Annotated in this window: 16 protein-coding genes; 6 read left to right on the forward strand and 10 right to left on the reverse strand. The window is 64.0% G+C overall.

Features of this window, described 5'->3' with window-relative positions; all coding sequences use genetic code 11:
* Window positions 1–5: 5 nt before the first annotated feature.
* Together ACO055_RS06470 and rpsU are read right to left on the reverse strand one after the other, a co-directional pair.
* Window positions 6–536 (reverse strand): FKBP-type peptidyl-prolyl cis-trans isomerase, encoded by a 531-nt coding sequence (locus ACO055_RS06470; RefSeq protein WP_422061766.1) that lies wholly within the window; start codon window positions 534–536, stop codon window positions 6–8.
* A 198-nt stretch (window positions 537–734) separates the two neighbouring features.
* Window positions 735–941 (reverse strand): 30S ribosomal protein S21, encoded by a 207-nt coding sequence (gene rpsU / locus ACO055_RS06475; protein WP_037510267.1) that lies wholly within the window; start codon window positions 939–941, stop codon window positions 735–737.
* A gap of 278 nt (window positions 942–1,219) precedes the next feature.
* Here rpsU and ACO055_RS06480 point away from each other — a divergent pair, with 278 nt between their 5' ends.
* Genes ACO055_RS06480 through ACO055_RS06490 form a run of 3 tightly spaced genes read left to right on the forward strand, consistent with a single transcriptional unit; the run spans window position 1,220 to window position 3,040 of the window.
* Window positions 1,220–1,984, forward strand: coding sequence for a class II aldolase/adducin family protein (locus tag ACO055_RS06480; RefSeq protein WP_422061767.1), 765 nt, complete (start codon window positions 1,220–1,222; stop codon window positions 1,982–1,984).
* Window positions 1,985–2,011: 27 nt separating this feature from the next.
* Window positions 2,012–2,557 carry a (2Fe-2S)-binding protein gene (locus ACO055_RS06485; protein ID WP_422061768.1) on the forward strand — a complete coding sequence of 182 codons (546 nt, stop codon included), beginning with the start codon at window positions 2,012–2,014 and terminating at the stop codon, window positions 2,555–2,557.
* Window positions 2,558–2,575: 18 nt separating this feature from the next.
* On the forward strand, window positions 2,576–3,040 hold the full coding sequence (locus ACO055_RS06490) for a c-type cytochrome (protein ID WP_422061769.1): 465 nt from the start codon (window positions 2,576–2,578) through the stop codon (window positions 3,038–3,040).
* 35 nt (window positions 3,041–3,075) lie between these two features.
* On the opposite strand, the gene ACO055_RS06495 is transcribed toward ACO055_RS06490, so the two are convergent.
* On the reverse strand, window positions 3,076–3,609 hold the full coding sequence (locus ACO055_RS06495; RefSeq protein WP_422061770.1) for a hypothetical protein: 534 nt from the start codon (window positions 3,607–3,609) through the stop codon (window positions 3,076–3,078).
* 6 nt (window positions 3,610–3,615) lie between these two features.
* On the opposite strand from ACO055_RS06495, the gene ACO055_RS06500 reads away from it, so the two are divergent.
* From ACO055_RS06500 to ACO055_RS06510, 3 genes are all read left to right on the forward strand, one after another.
* Window positions 3,616–4,185, forward strand: a complete 570-nt coding sequence (locus ACO055_RS06500; RefSeq protein WP_422061771.1) for an RcnB family protein — start codon at window positions 3,616–3,618, stop codon at window positions 4,183–4,185.
* 118 nt (window positions 4,186–4,303) lie between these two features.
* Window positions 4,304–5,575 carry an amidohydrolase family protein gene (locus ACO055_RS06505; RefSeq protein WP_422061773.1) on the forward strand — a complete coding sequence of 424 codons (1,272 nt, stop codon included), beginning with the start codon at window positions 4,304–4,306 and terminating at the stop codon, window positions 5,573–5,575.
* Window positions 5,576–5,693: 118 nt separating this feature from the next.
* A complete protein-coding gene (locus ACO055_RS06510; protein ID WP_422061774.1) occupies window positions 5,694–6,725 on the forward strand; it encodes a fatty acid desaturase family protein in 1,032 nt (343 codons plus the stop codon).
* Here the strand turns inward: ACO055_RS06510 and ACO055_RS06515 are convergent.
* The 7 genes from ACO055_RS06515 to ACO055_RS06545 form a co-directional block, all read right to left on the reverse strand.
* Window positions 6,722–7,492 (reverse strand): DNA-binding domain-containing protein, encoded by a 771-nt coding sequence (locus ACO055_RS06515; protein WP_422061775.1) that lies wholly within the window; start codon window positions 7,490–7,492, stop codon window positions 6,722–6,724. The two genes, ACO055_RS06510 and ACO055_RS06515, sit on opposite strands and share 4 nt — an antisense overlap.
* Window positions 7,485–8,336, reverse strand: a complete 852-nt coding sequence (locus ACO055_RS06520; RefSeq protein ID WP_422061776.1) for a DUF692 domain-containing protein — start codon at window positions 8,334–8,336, stop codon at window positions 7,485–7,487. The genes ACO055_RS06515 and ACO055_RS06520 overlap by 8 nt, the downstream gene beginning before the upstream one ends.
* Before the next feature lie 56 nt (window positions 8,337–8,392).
* Window positions 8,393–8,701 (reverse strand): hypothetical protein, encoded by a 309-nt coding sequence (locus ACO055_RS06525; RefSeq protein WP_422061777.1) that lies wholly within the window; start codon window positions 8,699–8,701, stop codon window positions 8,393–8,395.
* Window positions 8,702–8,852: 151 nt separating this feature from the next.
* On the reverse strand, window positions 8,853–9,137 hold the full coding sequence (locus tag ACO055_RS06530) for a hypothetical protein (RefSeq protein ID WP_422061778.1): 285 nt from the start codon (window positions 9,135–9,137) through the stop codon (window positions 8,853–8,855).
* Window positions 9,138–9,235: 98 nt separating this feature from the next.
* Window positions 9,236–9,730 (reverse strand): asparaginase domain-containing protein, encoded by a 495-nt coding sequence (locus ACO055_RS06535; protein ID WP_422061779.1) that lies wholly within the window; start codon window positions 9,728–9,730, stop codon window positions 9,236–9,238.
* Entirely contained in the window at window positions 9,727–11,343 is a 1,617-nt protein-coding gene (locus tag ACO055_RS06540) for a lysine--tRNA ligase (protein WP_422061780.1), read from the reverse strand. Before ACO055_RS06540 ends, ACO055_RS06535 begins: the two co-directional genes overlap by 4 nt.
* Window positions 11,344–11,603: 260 nt before the next feature.
* The gene (locus tag ACO055_RS06545; RefSeq protein ID WP_422061781.1) at window positions 11,604–12,140 is read right to left on the reverse strand and encodes a DUF4199 domain-containing protein; all 537 of its coding nucleotides are present in this window, start codon (window positions 12,138–12,140) and stop codon (window positions 11,604–11,606) included.
* Between the last annotated feature and the right edge of the window lie 38 nt (window positions 12,141–12,178).

Below are 12,178 nucleotides of genomic sequence, written 5' to 3' on the forward strand. Positions count from 1 at the left end.
TTTGATTACTGCGGGGGCGCGGGAGGAGGAGCGCCGGGAGCACCGCCCGGCGCGCCCTGCATCATCTGCTGCTGCTGTTGCTGCTGCATCATCTGCTGCATCGCGCGGACTTCGGCTTCCGAACGGAAGTCGAGCAGTTCGATGTCGAAGTGCAACGTGCTGTTCGCGGGGATCGGTCCCGCGGCACGGTCGCCATAGCCTAGCGCAGGCGGGATCACGACCTTGTACTTGCCGCCCTTTTGCATGCGTGCCAGCGCCTGGCCGAATCCCGGAACAACCTGCGCGACCTGAAGCGGCGCCTGTTCATTGGCGTCAAAGACCGTGCCGTCGTCGAGCTTGCCTTCATATTTGATGAGGACGACGTCGGCTTTGGTGGGGCTGGGACCGGTACCCGCCTTCACCGTTTCAAAGCCGATACGCGGCGTAAAATGGAACGCCAGCGCGACGCCCGCGACGAGCAGCGCAATCAGGCTGATCCACATCAGCCACAGGCCGCCCTTGCTCACCGGGCGCAATGGAACCGTCGTTACGCTCATCGTCGCTATCCTTCCCCTGCCCCGGCGGAGCAAATGTCGCGCACGCCTATAGGCGGAGCGGCGTGGGAGGGTCCAGAGACATTATTCCGCTGTCGCGAAAGGCGGGACCGGCCCGCATACCAGATGCCCCAACGAAAAAGGGCGCCGCGTTGCCGCGGCGCCCTTTTCTCGAATCAGGATCCCGAACGGGAGACGGTCTTACTTGATACCGTCACGCTCCATCCGCTTGCGCTCCATCTTGCGGGCGCGGCGGACAGCGGCGGCATGCTCGCGCGCACGCTTTTCGCTGGGCTTCTCGTAATGACGGCGCAGCTTCATTTCGCGATACACGCCCTCACGCTGCAGCTTCTTCTTGAGCGCGCGAAGGGCCTGGTCGACATTATTGTCGCGAACGATGATCTGCATACGCCGTGTCGTCTCCTGTTCGTCAAAACGACCATGTCCCCGGCACAGATCCGGTTCGCCATAAGTCGCCGATATTCGGGCAATAAAAAGAGCGCCGCGATCACGCGACGTTCCGATGGGCCGCCAACTAGAGAGATTCGCGGCAAAATGCAAGCCCCCGCGCGGCGAACCGCGCGGGTCACGCCGCGAGACTGGACTTGCCGCTCTCGGGATTGTGCCAGCCCCTCGGCTTGTGGCATAGGTAGCAGGACGAAACTAACATGACAAAGGGACAGGCCATGGCGACCCAGCTCAAGCGCAACAGCAAATATAGCGAAGCCGAATGGACGGCGCGGCAGGAACTTGCCGCCTGTTACCGCATCTTTGCGATGATGGGCTGGGACGAAATGATCTTCAACCATATCACGGTGAAGCTCGACGATCAGGAAGGCGCGTTCCTGATCAACCCCTATGGCATGCACTTCAGCGAAGTGACCGCGTCCAGCCTGATCAAGATCGACATCGACGGCAACAAGCTGGACGAGGACAATCCCTGGCACGTCAACAAGGCGGGCTTTGTCCAGCACAGTCTGTTCCACCGCGTCCTGCCCGATGCGCATGCGATCATCCACACGCACACGACAGCAACGGTGGCGGTATGCGGCCTCGAAAACGGGCTGCAGCCGACGAATTTCTATGCCTGCAACTTCATGGGCCAGCTTGCCTATCATGATTTCGAGGGCGTCACGGTACGCGAGGAAGAAGGGGCTCGGCTCGTCGAACATCTTGGCGACAAGCGCATCCTGATGCTGCGCAACCACGGCCCCGTGGTGATGGGCAAATCGCTGAGCGATGCGTTCATCAAATATTGGGCGCTGCAACGCGCCTGCGAAATCCAGCTCGCGACGATGAGCATGGGCAAGCCGATCCTGGTCGGCGAGGATGTCATCAAGGTCCACCAGCGCGACCTTTATATGGCGGCGATTCCTGGCCAGTCGGGCAAGGCCGAATTCGATGCGATGGTGCGCAAGATCGACAAGATCGACACGAGCTGGCGTGACTAATCCGGCCGTTCGGCTAAGACCGCCTGCATGACACGATTCTCGGTCAACGACCGGCCGGTCGAATATCGCATGGACCCCGAAACGCCCCTGCTGTGGGCGCTTCGGGATGCCTCGAACCTGACCGGCACCAAATATGGCTGCGGCACCGGCGAGTGCGGCGCGTGCACGGTCGATATCGACGGCGAAGCGATCCGCAGCTGCATGGTCACGATCGCCGAATGCGAAGGCCGCTTCGTCACGACGATCGAGGCACTGTCACGCGACCGCAGCCATCCGGTGCAGCAGGCCTGGGTTGCCGAGCAGGTTCCCCAATGCGGCTTCTGCCAGTCGGGGATGATCATGGCCGCCGCGGCCCTGCTGCGAAAGAACAGCAATCCCAGCGATGCCGAGATCGACGCGGCGATGACCAACATCTGCCGATGTGGCACCTATCCGCGAATCCGCACCGCGATCAGCCGGGCCGGGCGCGTGCTGCGCGGCGAGGAACGTATTGCCGCTGCGCCGCCGCCGGGTATCCGCCCCGCCGATGCGGCGCGCGCCGTTCCAGCGCTGAAACCGCCGCCTGCCCCCTGACCATCGAGGAGAATGACGATGCGCTTTTTGTCCACCCTGACGATCGCCGCGCTTGTCGCCACCGCCAGCGCCGCCGCTCTGGCCAAACCTGCGGCAGAGCCTGCCAGCCCGACGCAGGCGCAGATCGTGGCGGCACGCAAAGCCTCCTTCACGATGTCGGCGGGAATCGTTGCGGCGATGAAGCACACGATCGACGCCGACGAGGATGTGAACAAATGGGCGTTCGGGGCGCGCGGGCTTTCAGCCTGGGCCGCCGCCCTCCCCGCCATGTTTCCGGCGGGATCGAATATCACCGGATCAGAAGCTTTGCCGACCGTGTGGAGCGACAATGCCGGCTTTCGGGCCATCGCCGCCAAATATAGCGAGGATGCCGCCAAGCTTTCGGACCTTGCCAAGGCAAACGACAAGCCGGGTTTCGCGGCGCAGTGGGCAGTCGTCCGCGCCGATTGCGAAAGCTGTCACAAGACCTATCGCACCAAGTGATGTTCATCTAGCTGAACCGCAGGCAACAACCGGGTTCAGCCACGATCCATCTTGCGTCCGGTAATTTCCACTTCATCTTCCCGATCGGCTGGGTGCCGGGTGGGACATTGGAGAATGCCGAGATGAAGAAGACGCTTGGAGGGCTGCTCATCGCAGCGACAATCCTCACCCCCATTGCGCCCGCTGCCGCCCAGGCAAGCGGCGAGCGTATCCAGATTGCCCAGCGCGGCGATCGTGGCGGCGAGCGCGGCCCGCGCGGCCCCGAAGTCCGTCGCGGCGGCAATGGGAACGGCGACGGTCAGCGCGGCGAACGCCAGCGCACCGAAAGCGCGCCGCAGACGCAGCAGGTTCAGCAGGTCGAACGCGCGCCGCGCGGCGATCGCGGCGGCAACGGCTGGAACGGTCAGCGCCAACGCGGCGGCGACGGTGAGCGCCAGCAGCAGGGCCAGCGCAGCGACGGCCAGCGCCAGTGGCAGGGCCAGCGCAGCGAGGGCCAGCGTCAGTGGCAGGGTCAACGCGGCGACGGGCAACGCCCGGTCGTCCAGCAGCAGCGCCCGGTCGTGCAGCAACAGCGCGTGACCGGCCAGCGGGGCACCTATGACCGCAACGGCAATGGCCGAACCGACCGTCAGTGGGATCGCAACCGCGACGGTCAGGTCGACCGTCAGTGGGACCGCAACCGCAACGGACAGGTCGATCGCCGCTATGACCGCAATCGCAACGGCGACCTCGACCGCCGCTGGGATCGCAACGACAACAACCGCGTCGATCGCCGTTACGACCAGAACCGCAACGGCTCTGTCGATCGGCGCTATCGCGATGGCCGCTCCGGCAACAACTGGAACCGCGACTGGCGCAGCGACCGCCGCTACGACTGGCGGAACTACCGCGAGCGGAACCGGAATTATTACCGGATGCCCAGCTATTACAACCCGTATCGCGGCTATGGCTACACCCGGTTCAGCATCGGCTTCTCGCTGAACTCGCTGTTCTACAGCCAACGCTACTGGATCAACGACCCCAGCTACTACCGTTTGCCGGCCGCTTACGGCGACTATCGCTGGATCCGCTATTACGACGACGCGCTGCTCGTCGACACCTACTCCGGCGAAGTGGTCGACGTGATCTATGACTTCTTCTGGTAATATTCCTTTCGGTTACCTGAAGTGAAACTGAGGGGTCGGCTCGTCCGGCCCCTCTTTTTATGGCCTTGCCCTACCCTGTCCCGCGCGCCACGATGACGGCACAGACAGGGGAGATCATATGCGTAAAATCGGACTCGTCGCCGCGGCGGCCTGCGCGCTGCTGAGCAGCACCGCGATTGCCAAGACCACGATCATCTATGCCGGCCGCGTCATCACCGATGCCAGCAAGCCTGCCGCAGGCCCCTCGACCATCACCGTCACCGACGATCGCATCATTTCGATCACCCCGGGCCGCTCCGCGGCGCCCGCCGATGCCGAGGTCGTCGATCTGGGCGAGAAGACGCTGCTTCCCGGACTGATCGACCTTCACGTGCATCTGACCGGCGATCCCGGCGGCGACTTTCGCAGCGAAGCCGTCGAACCCGATGAATGGGGCGTCGTCGTCGGCGCCAAAAATGCGCGCGTCACGCTGCGTGCCGGCTTCACCACGGTGCGCGAGGCCGGGTCGGCGCAATACACCGCTTTCTCGCTCCGCCGCGGCACGGCCGAGGGTTTCATCGAAGGGCCGCGGATCATCGCGGCCGGTCCGGCGCTGTCGATTATCGGCGGGCACGGCGACGTCACGGGATTTCGCGAGGACATCCATGCCGTCCTCGACCAGGGCTATACCTGCACGGGTGCGATCGAATGCGCCGAGAAGGTCCGCAAGGCGTCGCGCGCGGGCGCCGACGTCATCAAGATCACGGCAACCGGCGGCGTGCTGTCGCAGCAAGGCCGCGGGCTCGAAGGCCATTTCTCGAACGCCGAACTGGTCAGCATCGCCGACACCGCCCATTCGCTCGGATTGAAGGTCATGGCGCATGCGCACGGCGCGCGCGGAATCGAATCGGCGGCCGCGGCAGGGATCGACAGCATCGAACATGGCACGTTCGCCGACGATGCCGCGCTCAAGGTCATGAAGGCCAAGGGCACGTATATGGTCCCCACCCTGATGGCATTCGAGGGCATTCGCGAACGGCTCGGCAAGGGCATCTATACACCGACGGTCGAGACCAAGGTCCGGATGACGCTGAACGACGTCGGCAAAGCGGTCGGCCGTGCAAGAGCGCTCGGCGTGCCGATCGCCTTCGGCACCGACGCCGGCGTGTTCGAACATGGCCGCAATGCGGGCGAGTTCGCGCTGCTCGTCAAATATGGGCTGACGCCGCGCGAAGCGCTGGCCAGCGCGACGACGGTCGCCGCCAAACTCCTGTCGATGGACAGCGAGATCGGCCGTATCGCACCGGGCATGTCGGCAGACATGATCGCGGTGAGCGGTGATCCGCTGACCGATGTCACGACGCTGGAAAAGGTCGATTGGGTGATGGTCCGCGGCCACATCGCGGATTGAAGGCCACAAGAATCATGTTTTCCCACGAAGGCAAGCGGCCAGCGCCGCCGATTGCCGGCGCTTGCGAGCCAAAACGGAAGGGGTTTGGTTTCGGATCGAAACTCGTTAAAGTGTTGCCGTGTCCGCCGTTCGCCTCTTGCCTCCCGATCGCTTTTTCGACCGTGCTGAATGGTCCGCGATAACGACCGCGTCGCGCTGGCGCGGCCCTTGGCTCGTCGCGCATGCGTGGATCGTCAGCATCGCCGCGGTCGGGCTGGCAGCATGGAGCGGAAATCCCGCAGCGTGGCTGCTCGCGGTCGCGATCGTCGGCGGGCGGCAGCTTGGCCTCGCGATCCTGATGCACGAGGCAGCGCACGGGCTTCTCCATCCGAATCGGAAACTGAACAATTTCCTTGGCCAATGGCTGACGGGCGCCGCGGTCGGATCGGACCTGATCGCCTATCGCACTTATCATCTGCAGCATCACAAATTCACGCAGCAGCCCGAAGACCCCGACCTGTCGCTGTCGAAACCCTTCCCGACAACGCGCGCGAGCCTGGGCCGCAAGGCGCTTCGTGACCTGACCGGACAGACCTTTTTCAAACAGCGTGCGGCGCAATTCGGATTCGCGCTCAAGGGACTGAAAGCCATGCTGCGGGGCGAACAGGTTGAGAAAGGCCGGGCCAGCACCAAGGCCGGAACGCCCTTCAACAAGCAGTCCGACGACGGCATGACGTCACCGACGATCGACGTGGCCGGCGCGATGACGGTGGCCCGCTCGGTCGGGCGCTTTCTGGTCGTGCAAGGCGTTCTGCTTGCTGCCTCGCTCGCTCTCTATGGCTGGACGCCCTACCTGCTCTGGCTTGCCGGTCTGGCGACGACCTTTCAGCTGTATCTGCGCGTCCGCAACATCGCCGAGCATGCCTGTACGACGACCGGCAGCGACGACCCGTTCACGCATGCGCGCACCACCTATGCCGGCTGGATCGCACGCGCGACGGTCGCGCCCTATTGGGTGAATTTTCACGCCGAGCATCATCTGTTCATGGGCGTACCCTGTTATCGGCTGCCCGCGGTGCATGCGATGCTCGGCCGGCAAGGCAAGCATGACGCGATGACGATTGCGCCGGGCTATGCGGCGGTCCTGCGGCGAGTGACTGCCAAAGGCTAGTTCGCCAGAATGAGCACCCCGTCGGCGAGCCACTGGCCCAGCCAGGCGGCCAGCTCTTTCATCGCCGCCGCCTCGCCCACTCGCTCGATGACATGCGCGCTGAGGTCGGTGAAGCTTGCACCGACTGCCAGCTGCGCCAGCGCATCGGCCTCGCCCTCCGACAGGCTGCGAAAACTGGGCTGCTGGCCACTGCGCCAGACGAGCAGTGTCACCGGCGCCGCGAAGGCGGCAGGCTCGGGCGGCGCCTCTTGGGCGTCGAGCGCACTCCAGAGCGCCGCGACATTGAATTGCACCGCGACCAGTTGCGCCGCAGGATGAAGCATCAACCGCCGCTCGATCCACGCGTCGCCGAGTTCACCCACCGCCGCGGCATCGAGCGAAGGCGTGTCGGGCGCATCGAAGGCGCTGCGCAACGCCCAGTCGAGCCGCGCGAGTTCGGCCAGCTCGCCGTCATCCGGAAAATGCTGCGCAAGAAATGCAGGAAACTCGACGCCATAATAGCGCAAGTTGCGCGTCGTCGACGGGTGCGCCGTCAGATAGGCGCCTGCGATATTGTCGAACTGCTCGTCGCCCAGATAGGAATGCAGCCGTTCGAAATGGTCGGCAAGCACCCCCGCCAGGCTGGCGCGATAATTGTTGCGATAGATGTCGAGCCGCCGCGCCGCGCCGACGCGGGCATCGTCGACGATCAGCGCCTCGCCGCCGGCATCGCCGCCGATGATCGCAGCAAGGAAGCGGTGTTGAAGCTCGCGCAAGGCCTCAGGCATGGGCTGGCTCCATCGCCTGCGCCGCCAGCGCCCTAGCCCGGTCGAGTTCGGCGATGACATCGGCGAGCGGCGGAATGTCGTCGTCGCGCTCGATCATCGTCGCAACGGGGCCGAACAGGGCGATCGCCCTGGAATAAAGATCCCACACCGCGTCGCACACCGCCGCATCATGGGTGTCGATGACGATGTCGCCCATGTCGCTGTGCCCCGCGAGATGGACCTGCTGGATGCGGTCGGCGGGCAATCCGGCGAGATAGTCGCGCGGGTCAAAGCCATGGTTGCGCGCGCTGACATAGATGTTGTTGACGTCGAGCAGCAGCAGACAGTCGGCGCGTTCTGCCATTTCGGCGAGGAAGTTCCACTCGCTGCGGTCGGACGAGCGGAAGGTCACATAGCTCGACGGGTTTTCGATCAGGATGCGGCGGCCGAGATAATCCTGCACGCGGCGGATATTGTCGACGACGCAGTCGAGCGCGGGCGCGTCGTAAGGCAAAGGCAGCAAATCGTGGCTGTTGTGCGCGTTGATTCCGGTCCAGCACAGATGGTCCGAAATCCACAGCGGCTCGACGCGCCGTTCCAGCGCCTTGAGCTGCGCCAGATACTCGCCGTCGAGCGGCTCGTCGGACCCGATCGACAGCGACACGCCGTGCATCACCATCGGATAGTCGGCGCGGATCGCGTCGAGCATCGCCAGCGGCTTGCCGCCCGGCACCATGTAATTTTCGGAGATGATCTCGAGCCAGTCGACCGGCTGCGGCCCGGCGAGGAAATCGCGATAATGATCGGGGCGCAGGCCCAGCCCGAAGCCCGGCGACGGCACCGTCCTGCAATCATCTGGGTGCACGCATCATCTCCACGGTAACGAGGGGTCCGGCGCGCGGCCGGACCCGCCGCTTACGGTCAGACGCCGATCTTGCCGCCGTCGGTCAGGCATTTGCCCGCCGCGAGCTTCTTGAAGCCCTTGCCCTTGCAACTGTTCGCGCCGGCGCAGCTGTTGCCCGCGGTGCTGCAGCCCGAATCGCCACTGCACGACGCCGCTTCGACCTTGCAGTCCGACGAGCCCTTGCAGCTGTTGACGCCATAGCATTTCACCGTGTCGCTGGCGCTGATCTGCTTGGGCAGAGGCTTGTCGGCAGCAACGGCTGCGCTCGACAGCGCGAGCGCGGTCGCTGATGCGGCAATCAGGCCGGCGAGTTTGTTCGAAGTCATAGATCGTCCCTTCCCTTGGTTGTCCAGATAAGGTGGGGCGAATCGTCGCCCCCGTGTTTTGTCACACGACCCGAAGGCCTTGTGGCATGATCTGGATCACAGGCGAAGGAATTCTTCCCGTGCGGCGGGGCGGCCGCACGGGAAGTGACGATCAGCCGATGTCGCCGATGACGCCGCCACCGGTCAGGCACTTGGCCGCGGCCATCGCCTTGAAGCCATGGCCCTTGCATTCATTCTGGCCCTTGCATTCGTTCGACGCGGTCTTGCAGTCGGCGGTGCCCTTGCAGCTGTTGACGCCGTAGCAATGCACCGTGTCATTGGCGCTGACCGCGGCGCCCGCGCTGCCCGTGGGCGCCGGGGCGGCCATGGCTGCGCCGGCAAGTGCGAGAGCGGTGGCCGAAGCGGCGATGGCGGCGGCAAATTTGCTGTTGGTCATGATGGATCCTCCCAGGATGGTGCGATGGAGGGACCCGATGTCCGTCCATGCTGAGTATTCGGACGGATCGGCAAAAGGTTACGCCGCGCGGGCGATTGTCATGCGGCGCTCGACACGAAGCGCGCGCCCGCGCGGTCCTTCACCGTCGTCGCGGGGTCGAAGATCATCCCGTTCATCGCGATGTAGACGCCAGGCGGCAAGGTCTGCGCCGCGGCCAGCGCAAAGCCGACGTTGAATTCGGCGTCGCTCGCGCGCACCGACGCCGGTTGCATGGCACCCGTCATCACGATCGTCTTGCCCGGAATATCCTTCAGGACGCGTCCGGTGACGGGCATGGTATCGGTGCCGTGCGTGACGAGAATGCGCGACGCGTCGCTGGCGACGACCGCGGCCCGGATTTTCGCGCGATCGGCATCGTCGAGTTCGAGGCTGTCCTTGCGCATCAACTGGGTCACGCGGTGCGGGACATGGACATTATTCTCTCGCAGCAGGTCGGGAAGCGCCGTCGGGCCCACCTGATATTCGGACAAGGCGTCGAAATAGACCTTGTCGATCGTCCCGCCGGTGGTGAAGATCTCGATCGTTCCGGTCACGCCAGAGCCTCGGCAATCAGCCGCCGCGTGTTGTCGATCCCGAACAGCGCGATGAAGCTGCCCATGCGCGGCCCCGCGCTCGATCCGAGCAGCGTCTCATAAAGCGCCTTGAACCAGTCGCGCAGGTTTTCAAACGCATAGGCTTCGTTCTTGCCGATCTCGTACACGATATTCTGGATATCGTCGGCGCCGGCATCGGCGGGCAGTGCAGCAAGCCTTGCGTCGAGTTCGGCGAGCGCCGCGCCTTCGCCGCCCTGCGGCTTGCGGCGATGGAGCGTCGGCGCGACATAGTCGCGGTTATACGCCATCGCATTGTCGATCAGCCGATCGAGCTCGGGATAGGTGGCCGCGTTCGCGCCTTCGACATATTGGCCGAGATAGCGCCAGATCTGGTCCTTCGACGCATCGGCGCCCATCACCCCGACCAGATTGAGCAGCAAGCCGAACGTCACCGGCAGTTCGGCCGGAGGGATATCCTCGCCGCGCGCGACATGGACATGATGCACCGGATTGCCGAGCCGCTTGTCAGGCTCCTGCGTGGGATAATTGCCGCGCATCTGCAGATATTCGTCGACCGCCTTCGGGATCACGCCGATGTGCAGCTGCTTCGCCGCCTTGGGCTCGCGATAGGCGAAAAAGGCCAGGCTTTCCTCGCTGCCATAGTCGAGCCATTGCTCGAGGCTGAGGCCGTTGCCCTTCGACTTCGAAATCTTCTCGCCCTTTTCGTCGAGGAACATCTCGTAGATCAGCCCCTCGGGCTTCCGCCCGCCGAGCGCCTTGGCGATCTTGCCCGACTGGACGCCGCTGTCGGTCAGGTCCTTGCCGTACATTTCATAATCGACGCCCAATGCGACCCAGCGCATCGCCCAGTCGACCTTCCATTGCAGCTTGGCGCCGCCGCCCAGAATCGAATGGGTAATCGTCTCGCCTTCGTCCTCGAACGACACGAGCCCGGCATCGGCATCGACGACGGTCACCGGAACCTGGAGCACGACGCCCGACTTTGGGCTGACCGGCAGGATCGGCGAATAGGTCGCCGCACGCTCGGCACGCAGCGTCGGCAGCATGATGTCGAGAATGTCCTGATTGTGGCGCAGCACATTCTTCAGCGCGTCGTCGAACGCGCCCGCCTTGTAGCGCTCGGTCGAACTGACGAATTCATATTCGAAGCCGAACCGGTCGAGAAATTCGCGCAGCTTCGCATTGTTATGGTGCGCGAAACTTTCGAACTTGCCGAACGGATCGGGAATGTCGGTGAGCGGCTTGCCAAGATAGGCGCGCAGCATGTCGCCGTTCGGCACATTATCGGGAACCTTGCGCAGCCCGTCCATGTCGTCGCTGAACGCGACAAGCCGCGTCGCCGCGGCCACTCCCGATTCATTGGCGGTCAGCGCCTCATAGGCGCGGCGGACCATCGTCGTGCGCAGCACTTCGTTGAAGGTGCCGATATGCGGCAGGCCCGACGGACCATAGCCGGTCTCGAAGATGATCGCGTCGCCGCCGGGCTTGCCGTCGGGATAGCGTTTCACCAGCTTGCGCGCTTCCTCGAACGGCCAGGCCTTGGACGTTTGCGCGGGTTCGCGCAGCGAAGGATGCAGGTGCAAGTCAGTCATGGCTGCGCCCATAGCGGCAACAAGGCCTGATGGGAAGAAGCGCAGAAAACTGCGTAACTTCACGCGCAATTCGCGTTGCTGCCCCGTCCTTGCCCAGGCTTAAAGCCACAAAAGCCCCGCACGCGCGCGCCCAAAATGTGTCCTTTGTGGCTTTAAGCAGAAGGGCGTTGGCTGGCGGCATTGGCATTATGAAGCACGCCGGTGCAATGTAGGAAAGCCGATAGTTCGGTCGCCGCCCGGAAATGTTGCGCCGCCTCGATTCACCCGCGCGGCTGTGTCGCGGGCATGAAGCTGCTCTTGCGCAGCAAGGCCGCGGATACGATCGACACCAGCAGCGCGACGGGCAATATTTCCATGAAGGTCAGCGCCATGCGGAAGGCGGGGTTCTTGTATTGCTCGGCCATCGCATTCATCTCGGCCGAAAATTTGGCAACCTCCGCCGCCGACTTGCCCGCCGCGCGCATGCTCTCGATGCTCTGGGCAATATATTCGGCCATGAAGGTTCCGCCGGTCTGCCACATATAGACCTCCCAGCTCAGCACGTAGAAGAGCGACGCGACGCCCGCGATGCCCAGCCCGACCATCAATGCCTTTCCGAAACCGATCACGCCGCCCAGATTGACGTCGCGATAGCGCTTCACGCCGACGAAAACGAACAGCAGCGCGACCAGCATCGACAGATAGCCGGCGACCATCCCCATCGTGCCATGATCGGAAATGACGGCGATGCTGGTATACATGCCAAGAATAACGATGACGCCCGATAGGACGCCATAGACTGCGATGATCCTGCCCATATCCTGTCTCCCCGATGGATGAATGCCATGCGGGATGG

The organism is Sphingopyxis sp. (genome assembly GCF_965227415.1).
Lineage (GTDB): Bacteria > Pseudomonadota > Alphaproteobacteria > Sphingomonadales > Sphingomonadaceae > Sphingopyxis.